The 14870-nt window shown below is 57.4% G+C and carries 14 protein-coding genes; 5 read left to right on the top strand and 9 right to left on the bottom strand.

Going from position 1 to position 14870, the window contains the following annotated elements:
* Nucleotides 1-4: 4 nt before the first annotated feature.
* From mdoH to KEHDKFFH_RS08255, 4 genes are all read right to left on the bottom strand, one after another.
* Nucleotides 5-2122, bottom strand: a complete 2118-nt coding sequence (gene mdoH / locus KEHDKFFH_RS08270; protein ID WP_104321474.1) for a glucans biosynthesis glucosyltransferase MdoH — start codon at nucleotides 2120-2122, stop codon at nucleotides 5-7.
* The gene (locus KEHDKFFH_RS08265) at nucleotides 2115-2399 is read right to left on the bottom strand and encodes a hypothetical protein (RefSeq protein ID WP_104321473.1); all 285 of its coding nucleotides are present in this window, start codon (nucleotides 2397-2399) and stop codon (nucleotides 2115-2117) included. The genes mdoH and KEHDKFFH_RS08265 overlap by 8 nt, the downstream gene beginning before the upstream one ends.
* 25 nt (nucleotides 2400-2424) lie before the next feature.
* The gene (locus KEHDKFFH_RS08260) at nucleotides 2425-3939 is read right to left on the bottom strand and encodes a glucan biosynthesis protein G (RefSeq protein ID WP_104321472.1); all 1515 of its coding nucleotides are present in this window, start codon (nucleotides 3937-3939) and stop codon (nucleotides 2425-2427) included.
* Nucleotides 3940-4086: 147 nt separating this feature from the next.
* Nucleotides 4087-5235, bottom strand: a complete 1149-nt coding sequence (locus tag KEHDKFFH_RS08255; protein ID WP_104321471.1) for a ShlB/FhaC/HecB family hemolysin secretion/activation protein — start codon at nucleotides 5233-5235, stop codon at nucleotides 4087-4089.
* 333 nt (nucleotides 5236-5568) lie between these two features.
* On the opposite strand from KEHDKFFH_RS08255, the gene galU reads away from it, so the two are divergent.
* Nucleotides 5569-6405 (top strand): UTP--glucose-1-phosphate uridylyltransferase GalU, encoded by an 837-nt coding sequence (galU, locus tag KEHDKFFH_RS08250; protein WP_008171948.1) that lies wholly within the window; start codon nucleotides 5569-5571, stop codon nucleotides 6403-6405.
* A gap of 16 nt (nucleotides 6406-6421) precedes the next feature.
* Here galU and KEHDKFFH_RS08245 read toward each other — a convergent pair whose 3' ends face one another.
* The gene (locus KEHDKFFH_RS08245) at nucleotides 6422-6664 is read right to left on the bottom strand and encodes a hypothetical protein (RefSeq protein WP_104321470.1); all 243 of its coding nucleotides are present in this window, start codon (nucleotides 6662-6664) and stop codon (nucleotides 6422-6424) included.
* 135 nt (nucleotides 6665-6799) lie between these two features.
* Here KEHDKFFH_RS08245 and KEHDKFFH_RS08240 point away from each other — a divergent pair, with 135 nt between their 5' ends.
* Nucleotides 6800-7681, top strand: a complete 882-nt coding sequence (locus tag KEHDKFFH_RS08240) for a RibD family protein (protein ID WP_104321469.1) — start codon at nucleotides 6800-6802, stop codon at nucleotides 7679-7681.
* Between the two features lie 135 nt (nucleotides 7682-7816).
* Here KEHDKFFH_RS08240 and KEHDKFFH_RS08235 read toward each other — a convergent pair whose 3' ends face one another.
* From KEHDKFFH_RS08235 to KEHDKFFH_RS08220, 4 genes are read right to left on the bottom strand one after another with little or no spacing between them, the layout of a single operon-like run.
* Complete coding sequence (locus KEHDKFFH_RS08235; RefSeq protein ID WP_104321468.1) at nucleotides 7817-8746, bottom strand: lysylphosphatidylglycerol synthase transmembrane domain-containing protein; 930 nt, start codon at nucleotides 8744-8746, stop codon at nucleotides 7817-7819.
* Entirely contained in the window at nucleotides 8743-10683 is a 1941-nt protein-coding gene (locus tag KEHDKFFH_RS08230; RefSeq protein ID WP_104321467.1) for a glycosyltransferase family 4 protein, read from the bottom strand. The genes KEHDKFFH_RS08235 and KEHDKFFH_RS08230 overlap by 4 nt, the downstream gene beginning before the upstream one ends.
* Nucleotides 10670-11068, bottom strand: a complete 399-nt coding sequence (locus KEHDKFFH_RS08225; RefSeq protein WP_104321466.1) for a 6-pyruvoyl trahydropterin synthase family protein — start codon at nucleotides 11066-11068, stop codon at nucleotides 10670-10672. The genes KEHDKFFH_RS08230 and KEHDKFFH_RS08225 overlap by 14 nt, the downstream gene beginning before the upstream one ends.
* A 30-nt stretch (nucleotides 11069-11098) precedes the next feature.
* On the bottom strand, nucleotides 11099-12106 hold the full coding sequence (locus tag KEHDKFFH_RS08220) for a zinc-dependent alcohol dehydrogenase (protein WP_104321555.1): 1008 nt from the start codon (nucleotides 12104-12106) through the stop codon (nucleotides 11099-11101).
* Nucleotides 12107-12302: 196 nt separating this feature from the next.
* Between KEHDKFFH_RS08220 and KEHDKFFH_RS08215 the strand changes: the two genes are divergently transcribed.
* The 3 genes from KEHDKFFH_RS08215 to KEHDKFFH_RS08205 all read left to right on the top strand — a co-directional run bounded on the left by KEHDKFFH_RS08215 (nucleotide 12303) and on the right by KEHDKFFH_RS08205 (nucleotide 14863).
* Nucleotides 12303-13052 carry a CDP-alcohol phosphatidyltransferase family protein gene (locus KEHDKFFH_RS08215; RefSeq protein ID WP_104321465.1) on the top strand — a complete coding sequence of 250 codons (750 nt, stop codon included), beginning with the start codon at nucleotides 12303-12305 and terminating at the stop codon, nucleotides 13050-13052.
* On the top strand, nucleotides 13024-13641 hold the full coding sequence (locus KEHDKFFH_RS08210) for a YceI family protein (protein WP_104321464.1): 618 nt from the start codon (nucleotides 13024-13026) through the stop codon (nucleotides 13639-13641). Before KEHDKFFH_RS08215 ends, KEHDKFFH_RS08210 begins: the two co-directional genes overlap by 29 nt.
* A 145-nt stretch (nucleotides 13642-13786) precedes the next feature.
* The gene (locus tag KEHDKFFH_RS08205) at nucleotides 13787-14863 is read left to right on the top strand and encodes a hypothetical protein (RefSeq protein ID WP_104321463.1); all 1077 of its coding nucleotides are present in this window, start codon (nucleotides 13787-13789) and stop codon (nucleotides 14861-14863) included.
* The last annotated feature ends 7 nt before the right edge of the window (nucleotides 14864-14870 follow it).

Genomic DNA, 14870 nt, shown 5'->3' with positions numbered 1-14870 from the left:
ATACTTATTCCTGCCCGGAAGCCTGCTCATGAATTCTGCGGGTGATGCATTGGCCCCAGTAGCTCCGCTCAGGTGCACGCCAGGCGCCGTTGTGCAGATCAGCCAGGGACTGGCTGTCTCGAGCCAGGCCACTCAGTTCGGCGCGACTCATCATCGCGGGTCCGTTCTCAAGGCAGCGGTCAACGGCTGCCATGAGCGCTTCGCTCCGCGTACCTCTGCGGTGATCTTTTGCCAGAGCCCTGTGTAACCGGTTCAGGCCGGGATTGAGAACGGCCTGTTCAAAGGGGCTCCATACGGAATCGCAAACGGGCTCCGAACGAAAAGTGCGCGCATCATCCAGCAATGGCAATGGAGGCTCGCGTTCCTCCGGTATTCTCAAGAGGCCCCAGACCTTTAGTACGCTGCCCGGCCCGATTCTGCTCAGATAAACGGCGGTTGGAGCCGCCACCAACAACGGAATGGCAACTGGCAATGACCAGAGGAAAAACAGTTTATCCAGGCTCAATGCAAACGCCGACCAGCAGCCACCAACGAGCATTCCGGGAAACTGCGTAACCAGCGCCTGCCGCCAGGTTGTTTCCTCCGTGCGGTTCTGGCCAGACCAGGAAAGCGACAAATTGAGCAACGCTGCCACAACATAACGGCTGTGTGCCCACATTCTTACCGGTGCCAACAGGATCGAGATCACTATCTCCAGCAACACACTGGCAAATAGCCGAAGGAATCCTCCAAACTCCCGGGTGTAACGGTGGAGAACAGCATCAAGAATGGCCAGGAATTTGGGCAGGAACAGCAGAGCGAATGTGCTTAACGCCAGCACCAGGGCCCAGTCCGGCCGCCATTCCGGCCACAGCGGGAACGGCCCCTGGTGGCCTTCTGGAAAGTACTCGATTGGAGCCAGCGTCATCCTGGCCGCCTCTAAAGTGGTCAAAACAAGGAAGGCGAACCACAGTGGGGATGCGAGGTACGCCATTACCCCATTGAGAAATGCCATCCGGTGAGCAAAGCGCAGTCCCGGCTCACGAAACATCACCCAAAGATGCTGGAGATTGCCCTTGGCCCAGCGGTTGTCTCGGGACAGTTCATCAGCCAGCGTGGGAGGAGATTCCTCAAAGCTGTTGCCAAGCCCTGTCTCGAGCCAGACTTCGTATCCCGCCCTGCCCATGAAGGCTGCCTCGACAAAATCGTGGCTCATGATCGGGCCACCAAAAATGCCGAATCCGCCCAGTTTGGGCAAACCACAATGCTTCATGAAGGGTTCGATTCGGAGGATCGCGTTGTGCCCCCAGAAAGCGGCGTCGCCCATCTGAATCGCGGCCAGGCCCGTAGCGAACAACGTTGAATAGAACCGATTGGCAAACTGTTGAACACGAGCAAACAGTGATTTCCCGTTGATGATGGTCGGATTGGTTTGCAGAATGCCGAAACCGGGTTCCCGTTCCATCAGTTGCACCATGCGAACAACCGTATCGCCGCTGAGCAGACTGTCGGCATCAAGTACCACCATATACTTGCACCGGCGCCCCCAACGCCGGAGAAAGTCTGCGACATTTCCGCTCTTGTAATTGAGATTCACCGGACGCCGACGATAGAACAGCCTACCCTCTGCGCCCAGCTCTCGGGCGAGCTCATGCCACCGCCGCTGCTCCTCCAGCCAGACATCCGGATCACGGCTGTCCGAGAGAATATAGAACTCGAAATGCTCAATCCTGCCTGTTCGTTCAATGTCCCTGTACACCGCTTTCAGTCCGCTCAGGGTCCACTGCACCGGTTCATGGTATATCGGCAGCAAAATGGCCGTTTTTGCCAGCGGCGTAGCGGCAAGGGCTTCCGGAGTATGGCGTCGCAACAGCCCATGGCGGTCGCCACCGGTGAGGCGCAGCACAAAACCGAATACCGCCGTCCAGAAACCGACCGCAATCCATGCGTAAAGAATGGCAAACAGTGCGGTCATACCCAGTTCAAGCCAGGTCCCTCCATGGTATGGAAGCACCCAGAGCAGGTAGTAGCTGGCTACGGCTGTCTGCCCCAGCACAAAAAGGATCAGCAGGCTACGGCGAGCGAATGCAATGTGTCGCCAGCGGTTGTCTCGAGACAAGGTGGCGCCGGGAACTTCAGCCATGAGCGCGGTACCCGATGCTTCCGCGCAACAGCGGCGGAGCTGGCGCGGGAATCGCTTCCTCCACAACAGGGAAGTAGTCGGGGAGGCGATCCATGGCCCGGGAGAGTAACTGCGCTTCGCTGACATCATCGGCCACGCCCTCCCCGACCGTCTCCGCGAGGGCATCATCCAGCATTTTCAGAAGCTTGCGGGACTTGCTTCGATTCATCGTTACGCCAGATTCCGTCAGGTAGGTGGATAACCGAACGACTACCCTCTGTAGCGTCTGCGCTGTCATCGTTGCCTCCTTTCGTCTGCCGTCGTCACTCAGATTTCGCCCGCAATCCCGTAGCCGGGGGCAGTGAGTATGTCCATGTTTCGGTTAACGTCTCACTGCCCAGGCTCAGGAATCCCCTCAATGACAGCGGCTCTTCTTCCGAGGGTTTTGCAAGAATCGAGAGCCTCCAGACATCAGTGGCAGGGATGTACTCTACAAAATGCTCTATTATTTCGACGCCCTTGCCCCCCGAGACCTGGCTGACCACGGCATCTTCTGGCCCCAGGGCGCTCAGTTGTTTGCCCTGAAAGTCGACAATGAACCGATAGGCTCCAACCTCGTTGCCTCCGCCAGTGCGGTTTCCATCTCCCACGAATGTGTGGATCGCGCGGCCTGAAGGGTGGCGGGATACTGCCGGCCCTCCGACGGTCAGTTCGTATTCCAGTCTTCGGTTTTCGCCTTCTTTAACTCCCTCATCCGGTGTCCAGAACGTCACCACGTTGTCGTTGGTTTCCGCATTCGAGGGAATCTCGACAAGCACCACAGAGCCCGGCCCCCAGTCTTTCACTGGCTGCACCCAGGCGCTGGGGCGCAGATCGTAGCGCGCTTCACTATCCTGGAACTGCTGAAACTTCTGATTCCGCTGCATCAGGCCAAAGCCCTTCAGCTGCCCTACCTCGTGGAAATTCAGCTGCAGTTGCGATGGGTTGATCAGTGGCCGCCATAGCCATTCCCCGGACTTGCCATCGTGAACCAGGAGTCCATCTGAATCGTGCACCTGGGGCCGCCACTCTCCCCGGGGACGAAGGGTGTTTTCACCGTAATAGAACATGGAGGTGAGCGGCGCCAGGCCCAACTGCTGGATATTGTCCCTGAAGAAAAGTTCAGCGGTTACACGAATCCGCGTACTTTCCCCTGGCTGAATCACAAAACGATATGCACCGGTCAAACTGGGCCCGTCGAGAAGCCCGTACACCACCATGGTGTCACTGTCTGCGGCGGGCCGCTCCAGCCAGAATTCCGTAAAAGATGGAAACTCCTCACCCGAAGGCAAGCCGGTATCAACCGCGATACCACGCCCGGAGAGGCCGAACTGCTGCCCCTTGCCAATAGCACGGAAATAGCTTGCACCACCAAAAACCAGAAACTGGTTCTGTACGTTCTTGCCATCGAAGGGGAAGGTGAGCTTGAAGCCGGCATACCCGAGATCAGCCGGGATGCGCTTGGCAAGCTCTGGCGTCGGGTAGTCAAAATCGGCCTTGTCGTAAGCGACCGGCTTCACCCCCTCGCTATCAATCACATGGAGCTTTACCGCATGAGCGTAGAAACTTCCCTGAGGGATCATCATTACCTGGAACGGGGAGCGCCCTGAACGCCAGAGACTTGCCTCGGGTTTAAAGCGGATACCCTGGTAAACAGAGTATTCCAGCGCCTGGAGGAAATCCGGTGCAGGTTGTGGTTCCGCGTAGCTTTTCCCGGCCAGCTCATCAGCCTTGCCCACCACATCCTCAAAGCCGAAAGCATTCGCCAGTGATGGATGGCAGGCGAGGAAAAACATCATCAAACAAGTTGCTGGTAGTCCTGGACCTTTCATGCACAAAATCCCTTGCTTTCCGTTACTTGAATGTAGCACCTGGTGGGCGCATCGCCTCAAGTGACATCTTCGTAACGGCTTTGAAAGGATTTTGCCGATTTTCCGGCGTCAGATTCAGATCCCCAGGGACATGGAAAGAGATACACCCGGACCCGCGGGACGACGCATGGCTTCTCCTGAGAGATCCAGAATCTGCCCAACATTCATGCTGGCATGAAAGCCCCGGCCCCGGAGGCGCAAGGAGATCTCACCGGTACTGGCTCCGAAATTTTCCCCGTCGGCGGCTGATATCGGGGCCCAGCCCCTGAGAACCGACACCGATACATAGGAATTGAGCGCTTGGAAGAAAGGCAGGGAGTAACCCGGGCTCCGGGCATTCATACGAACCCATCCACCCTCGGCTACGTACATGGACTGGCCACTGAAACCATAGGACATCGATGGCCCGGCCACTTGAAGGTACTCCGAGGATGCAAGATCGTCCGGCGCCAGTTGATACCGGCCATCCAGCTCAAGATCCCAGGTATAGAAGGACCGGCTCAGGGATGCACCCAGGGTCAGTTTGTGGAAGCGGGTTCGCTCCGACGTCACCGCCGATGACATAGTGGATTCACGGCCCTCCAATCCCCCCAGGGCCGTAACGGTGGTGTCTGCCTGAACACCACCGACTAGCTCCTTCCGGCCTGAACATCGCAACCCGAAACTGGACAGCTGATGGGAGGTGTCCGATATCCAGACTGATTCTTCGTATTTGTGGTTTGTTCCGCTGGAATGGTTGAACACGCTGTTCAGTTCCAAGCCGTTCAAGGACCATAGTGCCCGGCTTCCGGAAAGGTTCACCCCCTGGAATTCACCGCGGGTATCCACTTGCTGCCCTGTTTTGGTTTTTACGCCAACATACTCCGAGTCTTCAAGCGTTATGGCGAAGTTAACGCCAGCAACCGGAAACGCATAGCGGAAAGCGAGAGACTGGGTATCGCCACTGCCCCGGCGCGACACCGAATCCCTGAAATCCAGCGAAATGTCGTGGCTAGAGAGAATCATGTTGTTGCCAGACACATTAAGACGCCCGCTGGCAGCGTCATTGGTGTGGGTCGAATCCCCGGAAAATTTAAGAGTGGAGGCGAGATAGCTGGTGACAGACCTGAGCAGGTCTTCCGGATACAGATTCCAGCCTGCAGGATTCAGGGGCAACTTCTCAGCTATCGAAACGGCGCTGGCGGGTGCGCACCAAAGCAGTGCAGCCAGACAATAAATTCGCAAAACAAACGCCTCGGCCGGTCAGGTTCAGGATTACCAACACTTTAAAAGACGTATGCGGTTTGGGCTATGGTTTATTGCTAAAACTTACAATTTTAATCTTGCCAAAAAACATAATGTTATGGAGATCTGTGAAAGTTGTATCTCAACGTTTCCAACCAGCACTTATGGAACACACAGAGATACTCACAGTTACAAATATGGATGCCCCCTGCATTTGTCTCAACAACTTGGGTAAACTCGGCACACTTTGTGAAAGAACAACTGTTCATAGGCTAACGCGGAGGCGTTGTGCAACCCACAGGCCGTGAAACTGACCATCAAAGGACGAAAGACATGATCAAAAAATGCCTGTTCCCCGTCGCCGGCTACGGCACCCGTTTCCTTCCGGCAACCAAGGCGATGCCCAAGGAAATCCTGCCGGTGGTAAACAAACCCCTGGTTCAGTATGGCGTTGAGGAAGCCGCCGAAGCCGGCATTCATGAATTCGGCTTTGTGACTGGTCGGGGCAAGCGGGCCATTGAGGATCATTTCGACATCAGCTACGAGCTTGAGCACCAGATTGCCGGTTCCGGCAAGGAAGACCTGCTGACCTCCATCCGTGATCTGATCGACCACAATAGTTTTGCCTTTACCCGGCAGAATGAAATGAAGGGCCTTGGCCACGCCATTCTGACCGGTCGCAACCTGGTGGGCGACAGTCCCTTTGCGGTCGTGCTGGCCGATGACTTCTGCATCGGCCCCGAAGGTGAAGACGGCGTGCTGGCGCAGATGGTGAAACTCTACAACCAGTTCCGCTGCTCGATTGTTGCCATTGAAGAAGTACCGGCCGACGAAACCCACAAGTACGGGGTGATTGCCGGTGAATCCATGAAAGATGGCCTCTACCGGATCACCGACATGGTGGAGAAACCCGCCCCGGAAGATGCCCCGAGCAACCTGGCCATTATTGGGCGATACATTCTTACGCCGGACATTTTCGACATTATTGAAAAGACCCCGGCGGGCAAGAACGGTGAAGTCCAGATTACCGATGCCCTTCTGGAACAGGCGAAAAACGGTTGTGTGCTGGCCTATCAGTTCAAGGGGCGCCGGTTCGATTGCGGCAGCATTGATGGCTTTGTGGAAGCCACCAACTACGTTTACGAGAATATCTACAAGAAAGGCAAGTGAGGAAGCCCGGGCGGGTTCAACTGCCCAGGATCTGAAGAATCATTCGCCGGTTTTCCGCGCTCGTCCTGCGGAACCGGCGAAGCAATTCCACTTCTTCCGCAGTCAGCTGCACCTTCTCAAGCGCTTCCTCCAGCTCAGCCAGCGACTCCAGCAGCTCATCACTCTTGTCCAGGGCAATACCGGGAAGCTCAAGTTGCCCGTGGTCCTCAGGCTTCTCTGGTTCCCAGTGCTGAATGGGTTGCGCATGTTGCATGGCCATTTACCTCGTCATCCAAATCGGGAAACTTGTCCCGATAATGCCCTGCGAAGTGAATCAATCCGGAAATGTAACGTACATATAGCTTTGCACACAATCTGCCTATACTGAAGATGGCAACAAACGAACAGGCGATTTATGGCGGCAAGAACACTGGATATCGACTCGGCATGGGAGCTGGTGCTTAGCGCAGTTAACCGCAGCAATGTGACACTGCCATTGCCGGGAACAAACAAAGAAGCAGTAAAACTCAATGGCCACGGCGCCTGGCACCTGATGCAACCGGCCACAGGCGAGGCGAAGGACCTGCTCTCGATATTCCTTCCCCTGTGTCGGCCCGTGCCCGATGATGGCCGCCCCAAAGTCATCGGCCAGCTGGGCCAGAGTCTCGACGGGCGGATCGCAACAGTAACCGGTCGCTCCCGTTTCATCAACGGAGATGACGGCATTACCCATCTCCATCGGATTCGTGCGGTATCCGACGCGGTTATCGTGGGTGCCGGCACGGCCTCCACCGACAACCCCCGCCTCACCGTTCGTCGCACCAGCGGGCGTAACCCGGTACGTGTTGTTATCGATCGTCACCGCCGCGTACCGGACAGCCATCACCTGTTTACCGATGGTGACGCCCCTACTCTGCGTTTGGTGGCAGGCGACTACCAGAAAAGTGAAAGCCCGTTTATCGGGTCGGGTGTGACCGAGATCCCGTGCCTTGGAGACGCAGACGCCAAAGAGGCAGTGGATCCGAAATTGATACTCCAGATTCTGGCGGATTTCGGTTTGAAAAAGGTGTTCGTGGAAGGGGGCGGTGTTACCGTTTCTTCGTTCCTCAACGCCGGCTTGCTGGACCGACTGCACGTAATGGTTGCCCCCATGATCATCGGCAGCGGCAGGCCGGCCTTTTCGCTTCCGGAGATTAATTTTCTGGATGACGCACTCCGGCCACGGGCACAGCTGGTGAACCTCGGTAGCGATATGCTCTTCGACCTGGATTTCTCCCGCGACGCAAGGTTGGATTAGGGGCGGGCGTGATTCAGCTGGTTTTGTCGGATTACGCTTTGCTAATCCGACCTACGAACCCCCGATTCTTCCAGCGACGCCTATAAACGTAGGTCGGATTAGCCGCAGGCGTAATCCGACAACCAAACCGAAAATTCACCCCTTGGCCGGCTTGCCACCAAACAAAAACACCACCCCGGGCAAACTGGAAACCAGCACCAAGGCCCCATACCCAACGCTCAGCGCCACTCCCTGCTCTGCCGGCAGCCCAACCATAGGCCAAAGCACGGCGGCAGCACCTTCCCGAATCCCCCAGCCAGCCACGGTCAATGGGATAACCATGCTCAGCAGCAAAATACTGCCCAGCCCTGCAATCACCGCCACAGATTCCACACCACCAAGATAACCGGCCCCCCAGGCCAGGCAGAGAAATACCCCAAGATAGCTCGCCAACACCAGTAGCGAAGAGCCAAGCTGGACTGGCAATACGGTGCAATTCAGCAACGACAGATACAGATCATGCCGAAGACGCTTCAGGTAACTGGCGATTGCGGTTCTCAGCACCAGCCAAGTCCCTAGAATAACGACGACAGCGATAATAACGAGCCATTGCCCGCCACCCCGAGAGACGAAAGTGAGATGCCCTGAACTGACTAGCCAACTGACGGAGAGGGCAACGACCAGACCCAGCACCAACTGGCCGGAGAGTCGCTCGATGGCCACCCCGTGCACCGCAGACAAACGTTCACCAGCGCCGCTGCCATGGCGCCAGGCCCTGTTTACGTCGCCGAGGACGCCACCCGGAAGGACCTGATTCAGGAACGTAGCCAGATAATACTCCCGAACCGCCACGGGGTACGCCAAAGGCAGACCAAGTCGTTCCACGGTGTAGCGCCAGCGCCAGGCAGAAAGTGCCACCTGGAAAACCGTAAGCGCCAATGCCGGCAACAGCACATAGAGGGAAACGCGGGCAAGCTCGTCGAAGAGCGCGCTGGCATCCACGGAGCGGATAACAAACCCGATGATCAAAACCGTGAACAGCCACCGGGCCGCCAGTCGCAACCTTCTTTGGCGCAGTTCCGTCAAGGCAACTCCCCGGGAGGCAGTGCCAGCAGATCCAGATGCCGGACAACAATTCTAAGTTTACCCTCGGACAACTGGAGGCGCCGCGTTTCCAGCCATCGGTTCAGGCGATCACGGTCGGTGGGTGACTGCTCGATGGCGGCGTCAGTCCATCCCTGCATCAGCATCCGCGCCAATGCCTGATCCCCACTACTCAGGGTCCAGGGGGATTCCGCCAGCTTCACCCGGTACCCATCCCGGGTGAGCAGTTCCTTGAGCACGATGGGCGCTTCGGGCCCGAGGGCCGCACCGATGCCCTTGTCACCATGCTGGTGCTGGTTCACCAGATTGCGAAGTAGCTCATCATCCGGATGACCTGGGGACACTTCAAAATGTCCTGCATAGCTCAGCACAATGAGCATCGCTGATTTTCGGCGCACCGCCGCCTTGCTGAGCGCTTTCAGCCACGCTTCTGAAACAAGATCAATCAGTGCTGACGCGGTGATCAGGGCAACCTCGGCAGGCAGGTGTTGCTCCATGTTCTCTGGTGACAACTGTACGGTGCTCGTTTCAAAAGGAACGTCCAGTATGTCCACCCCCTGCCTGGCCTCACGCAGTAGCGCAGCATCCTGATCCAGGGCCAGCCAGGTTTGCGGTACCTGTAACGAAGGCACCAGGAACAGCGCATTGGAACCACGGCCGGTGCCAATATCGACAATCTGCATCGGGCAATGGCTTTCGGGCGGCAGGCTATCGTAATGGTGGAGCAGCCACTGATTTAACTCTTCAGTGAGTTCCCTGGAACGTGCCTGATGATCTGCAGCTTCCCGCGCCGCCAGCCAATCGCTCGCAAACTCGGAGTGCTGGTGCAGATGGGACGGCAAACCCTGAAAGAATCGAAACGCTTCGCGAACGTCGTTAGCGGTATCGGCCCATGAGCGAACCCGCCTTGATTCCCTGGCAGCCAGTTTTCGGGAATGGTCGAGCTGGTCCGGATGCTCCAGCCAGTTCCTGATCCGGGCCTCCAGGGCCCGAACATCACCGGCACAATACTGAACCACTCCCGGCCTCGCAGAGGTATTGGCAAGGGCACCGCCATCGGAGGAAATGACCGGCAGCCCCTCGGCCAGCGCCTCGTCGATCACCATGCCATAGCCCTCGTAGAGTGACGGCAGTACAAAGAAATCGGCCCTGCCGTAGAGATCCGCAAGCCTGGACTCTTCCACTTCCCCGACCAGTTCAATCCTGTCTTCAAGACCGGCATCGGCAATCGCCTGACGCACCTGTTGACTGTATTCCGGATCACGACTGTCAGACCCCGCCAGCGTGCACTGCCATGGGAGGGCCTTCATGTGTTCCAACGCTTCCACCAGTTGGTGTTGGGCCTTTCTTGGTGACAGATGGGCGACGCAAAGAATCTGCGGTCCATTCTTGTCAGAAGACTCGATTCGGGCTTTCGGAATTTGGGCTTTGGCAACACCCGGCTCAGCAACCCGAATCGCCTCTGCCGGCACATCGTAATCCGACAGACGGGCGGCGGTGTGTTGGCTGGTGGTAATAACACCCTTCACGACCCCCAGCGCCCGTTTTTCCGACTCAAAAAACCACTGTCTATCCGCTTCGCTGATGCCTGTCTCGTCAGCAAGGGGGTGATGCACAAGGGCAAGCAAATTCAGACGCTGGGAATGTTTTTCGACGATTTCCGGCAGGCCGCCCATGGCCAGGCCATCGAGTACTACAGAGGTGCCATCGGGGAAGCCCGTAAGCCTCTCATCCATCGCACCGCGGGCGACCTTGTCCGGGCGCGGGAACTGCCCGGGTAAACCGCTTACCCGGGCCCTGAAACCGTCCTCGCACAGTGCCTCCACCAGCTTGCGGACATAACGGTAGCCGCCCGTGTTCTGTTCCGGATCACCCGGCACCAGAAACTCAAGGACGCTCGGTTTGTCAGATTCCAGCATGGTAGCTGGCCCAGGCAATGTGGGATTCAGAGAGGGTAACCTTGAGGCTGACGATGCCTTTCCCCGTCTCCCCCAATCGCCCCCCGTGAATGGCTGCCGCCATCCGGTCGAACACCAGTTTGGCCATGAATTCAGTGGTGGTATTGCGGCCTCGCAGTTCCGGCAGCTCGTCCAGGTTCTGCATATTGAATTCGGAGAGGATGTTGTTAAGAAGCTCGGAAGCCAGACCGATGTCGACGACCAGGTCGTCCGTATCAAGTTGGTGACGCTCAAAGGTCACGTCCACCACATAGGTGGCACCATGGACCTTCTGCGCAGGACCAAAGATCTCTCCGTTGAAGCTGTGGGCAATCATCATATGGTCCCGGACCGTCAAGCCGAACATAGTTTCTCCTTAGCAGGTGATTTTGGATTATCAGTAAACAACTCGATGGCAGAGAGTCTCCCTGCCATCAATGAGAATTCGTGCCATGGATTTTGGCAGGTCATCGAACCGGCACTCGCCGGTAATCAGCGCATCCAGCGCATCGTCCTGGAGCAGTTCCAACGCCAGCGCCAGGCGTTTGCGATAGTTCCACCGCGGGACGCGGGACGGCACAATCTGGCCCACCTGGCTGGATTTCAGGGTCAGGCGCCGCGGATGGAATGCGGCTCCCAGTGGCGCGGATACGAGTTGATCCCCGTACCAGCTCATTTCAACAATGGTCGCTTCCTGCCCTGCCAGCCCCAAAGCTGTCTCCAGGCCCGATGGGTGGCCGCTGGCATGGATCACCAGGTCATGATCATCGGCACCGGGTTCGCTGCTGAAGGTTAGCCCCAGTTGTTCGGCAACAGCCTGCCTCTCTGGATTCGTATCGATCGATGTGACACGGGTTCCCGGGATGCGACTGGCGAGCCAGGCGACTAGAAGACCAACCACACCGAGACCAACCACCGCAATCCGGTCTCCGACCGCCGGTGCGCCATCCCAGAGGCCGTTGACAGCGGTTTCCATATTGGCGGCGAGTATGGCTCGCTCGGCAGGCAGGTCTTTCGGCAAAGGCGTTACCGCCGATGCCGGCACCCGGTAGCGATTCTGGTGCGGGTACAGGCAAAACACGGTCTGCCCCACCAGCTCAGCAGGCCCTTCAGTCACCTTGCCGACGTTGGCATAGCCGTATTTCACCGGCCACGGAAAATCCCCTGCCTGGAAGGGGGCCCGCATTGCGGTGTATTCACTTCTCGGGACCCGACCATGAAAAACCAGTGATTCAGTACCCCGGCTGATGCCTGAATAAAGGGCCTGGACAGTCACCTGCCCTTCTTGCTCTTCCCCCCTGGACTCCGCCAACGGCGTTTCCTGAATCTCGCCCTTACCGGCACCGGTTACCCACCAGGCCTGGGCCATTGTCTCGGTGTTGGGAGTGTCCGGGTCACGTTGCACTTCAGGATCGCGTTGCAATGGGAGCTCCTTTCTTGGCAGTGTTCTCAGCGGCTTTTGTCGTCGCCCTTCCCGGGCTGAACCTTCAGGTCTGAACGCGGTCAATGCTCGTAAGCACAATCAGACATATCAACTATAGTCAGTGTACAGCGCATCCGGGGTGTTTGATGCCTGCAAACCTATACGCTGGAGTTCAGTGATGGATTCTAACGGCAGTTCAGCTTCACAAAGGGTTACCCTGCCGCTGGACCTCGCCTGGGGGTTTGGTCTTGTCGCCCTGCTCTGCTTGGCCACAGGCTGGCTCACCTCTCCGCCCGATCTTTTCTATTTGCTGGCAGCCGCACTTTATCTGGGCGTTTGTGGCCTCGTTATCCGGGCCTGGCCCGAAAACCGGGACTTTGGCTGGGCCAACAGGGCAACCCTTTTGAGGGGCTGTCTGGTGATTGTCCTGGTGGCTCTGGCCCCATTTGCCGGACACCTGACTGACAGCCTCTGGTTGTATGGCTGGATGGCATTGCTGGCGCTGATCCTGGATGGAGTGGACGGCAAAGTCGCCAGAGCGACGGGCTCCGAAAGCGACTTCGGCGCCCGGTTCGATATGGAACTGGATGCCCTTTTCATCCTTGGGCTCAGTATCGCCGTTCTGGCACTGGGCAAGGCGGGCATCTGGGTGCTGGCCCTTGGCCTTATTCGCTACGCCTTTGTTGCTGTCAGCCACTACGCCAATTGGCTGAACGCGCCACTGCCGGACAGTTTCAGACGCAAGACGGTCTGCGTGTGGCAGATCGTTACCCTGCTTGTGGCGGTATTACCGCCGATCAATACGCTGTTTGCCAGCACCACCCTTGCAACCGCCCTTGCGCTGCTTGTGTGGTCGTTTTTCGTGGATATTCACTGGCTTTATCAGAGGAGACATCACCATGATGTTCATCAACCGGAAAACCCTTAGCCATTCTGCCATTGCCCTGGCTGGAGTCCTGGCACTGAGCCCAGTGGCCATGGCCGAGCCAAAGAACTTTGTCGTCGACGACGAACATTTCTCCATGTTCTTCGAGATCATGCACATCGGCTATGCCCCAGTCATGGGCATGTTTCGCGAAGTTGAGGGCGAATTCGTTTATGACGAGGAAGCCAGGGAGCTGAAATCCGGCAAACTGGTGTTTCAGAGTAAAAGCGTGTTTACCAACCACAAGAAACGCGACGATCACGTGCGCAACAAGGATTTTCTGGACAGCAAGAAGTATCCGGAGATTACCTTTACCGTTACCGACTTTGAGACCACCGGCGAGAATACCGGCAGGGTAACAGGGGATCTGGAATTGCTGGGCCAGACCCGGCCCGTGGTGCTGGATGTAACCCTGAACAAGTCTGACGTTTACCCCTTTGGCCACGAGGAGTACACCCTGGGCATCAGTGCTTCCACCACGCTGAAACGCAGTGAATGGGGCATGACCTATGGCCTTGATGGTGAAATGGTCGGTGATGAAGTGAAACTGCACTTCGGGTTCGAAGCCATTCGGGAGTCCGGCTGGCTCTGATTTCTGATTAAGTGTTCCGTGCAACTGGAATGTGACCCGGTCCACAACACGGACACATTCTGTTACACAAACAGGCCGGTTTTTTGGGCTGCGGCGTAATTCCCGTTATGTTTAAGGCTACAACAATAAACTAGGGACCTGCCGCATGCCCGGTAAGGCTGTTTTACTGCTGACAATGGTAACCGCCGGTGTGGTTGGCACCGGGTATCTGCTTTCCGCCGACAACCACACCCACACCCAATTCAGTTGGCTCACCGAGCTGGCCAGCAAAGACGAATCTGCGTTCGTTCAGAACACACCGCCGGCAAAGCAACCGCCCAACGCCCCCACACAGCAACCCGAGCCTCCATCGGACAACGCCCTTGGCTTCATGCTGGCCAGCGTTGCCGACCAGTACGCCGAATCCACCCGATACCCTGCGTGGTCGGTGCCACTCAGCCCGGAACAGGCCAGTGCCTATCGTGGCAATCACTACGAGCCGGTCAGCCTGCCGCTGGAAGGTAACGGACAATTCACGGTCACGCTTGAAAAGTACCGGTTTACAGAGGGCGAACAGATCCTTATTGCTGCGGCCATCCAGGGCCCGCAGGTTGTTGACCGCTCTCTTTCTGCAACCCTCGAGCGCCCCGAAAGTCGGGAGGCAGTCGCCAGCACCACACTTGAGGAAGCCGGTTCGCAGGGTTACTTCGAGGGCGTTCTTTCCGCCGACGAATCACCGGGCGAATACCGCCTGATCGTCGAAGCCCGGCTTGACGGAAAACCGGTTCGCCACGCTTCAACGCTTACCATTGAACCCTATTTGGGAGAGTTCGATGGGCTGGGCGATGCCCGCATCAGCAACAACAATCTCATTATCCCCGTTCGGTTCTCACCGGAAGATCCCGGCTTTTACGCGCTCTCGGCCCAGCTTTACGTCGGGCAGCGTCCGGTTGCCCAGCTGCAGATGGAGAAACGGCTGGACAGTACTTCGGACACCATCAACCTGAAGGCTCACGGCACGGTGTTGGCGAACCAGAGCGTGGACGGTCAACTGCATCTGAAAAACTTGCAGATACGCCAGCTTCCCGCCAGGCCGGGTGACAGAACCAATTATGCGTTCGGCCCTGACGAGGGCTATTCATTCACATCGCCGGACCTCGACAGTCTTACCGATACGCCAGCGGTGAACCCCGAATCGGAACAACGGGCGGCGCTGCTCCGGCAGCTTGCCGACAAGTTCTGATGGCGGA

The organism is Marinobacter maroccanus (assembly GCF_002933275.1).
In the GTDB taxonomy this organism is placed as follows: domain Bacteria; phylum Pseudomonadota; class Gammaproteobacteria; order Pseudomonadales; family Oleiphilaceae; genus Marinobacter; species Marinobacter maroccanus.
Note: the sequence above shows the minus strand (reverse complement) of the source record. Positions and strands in the feature narration are given on the sequence as shown.

Coding starts and splice junctions, on each gene's coding strand:
- KEHDKFFH_RS08210 (WP_104321464.1), top strand. CDS start 13,024: ATGATGTTCATCAACCGGAAAACCCTTAGCCATTCTGCCATTGCCCTG.
- mdoH (WP_104321474.1), bottom strand. CDS start 2,122: ATGGCTGAAGTTCCCGGCGCCACCTTGTCTCGAGACAACCGCTGGCGA.
- KEHDKFFH_RS08245 (WP_104321470.1), bottom strand. CDS start 6,664: ATGGCCATGCAACATGCGCAACCCATTCAGCACTGGGAACCAGAGAAG.
- KEHDKFFH_RS08260 (WP_104321472.1), bottom strand. CDS start 3,939: ATGATGTTTTTCCTCGCCTGCCATCCATCACTGGCGAATGCTTTCGGC.
- galU (WP_008171948.1), top strand. CDS start 5,569: ATGATCAAAAAATGCCTGTTCCCCGTCGCCGGCTACGGCACCCGTTTC.
- KEHDKFFH_RS08205 (WP_104321463.1), top strand. CDS start 13,787: ATGCCCGGTAAGGCTGTTTTACTGCTGACAATGGTAACCGCCGGTGTG.
- KEHDKFFH_RS08265 (WP_104321473.1), bottom strand. CDS start 2,399: ATGACAGCGCAGACGCTACAGAGGGTAGTCGTTCGGTTATCCACCTAC.
- KEHDKFFH_RS08230 (WP_104321467.1), bottom strand. CDS start 10,683: ATGCTGGAATCTGACAAACCGAGCGTCCTTGAGTTTCTGGTGCCGGGT.
- KEHDKFFH_RS08215 (WP_104321465.1), top strand. CDS start 12,303: ATGGATTCTAACGGCAGTTCAGCTTCACAAAGGGTTACCCTGCCGCTG.
- KEHDKFFH_RS08240 (WP_104321469.1), top strand. CDS start 6,800: ATGGCGGCAAGAACACTGGATATCGACTCGGCATGGGAGCTGGTGCTT.
- KEHDKFFH_RS08225 (WP_104321466.1), bottom strand. CDS start 11,068: ATGTTCGGCTTGACGGTCCGGGACCATATGATGATTGCCCACAGCTTC.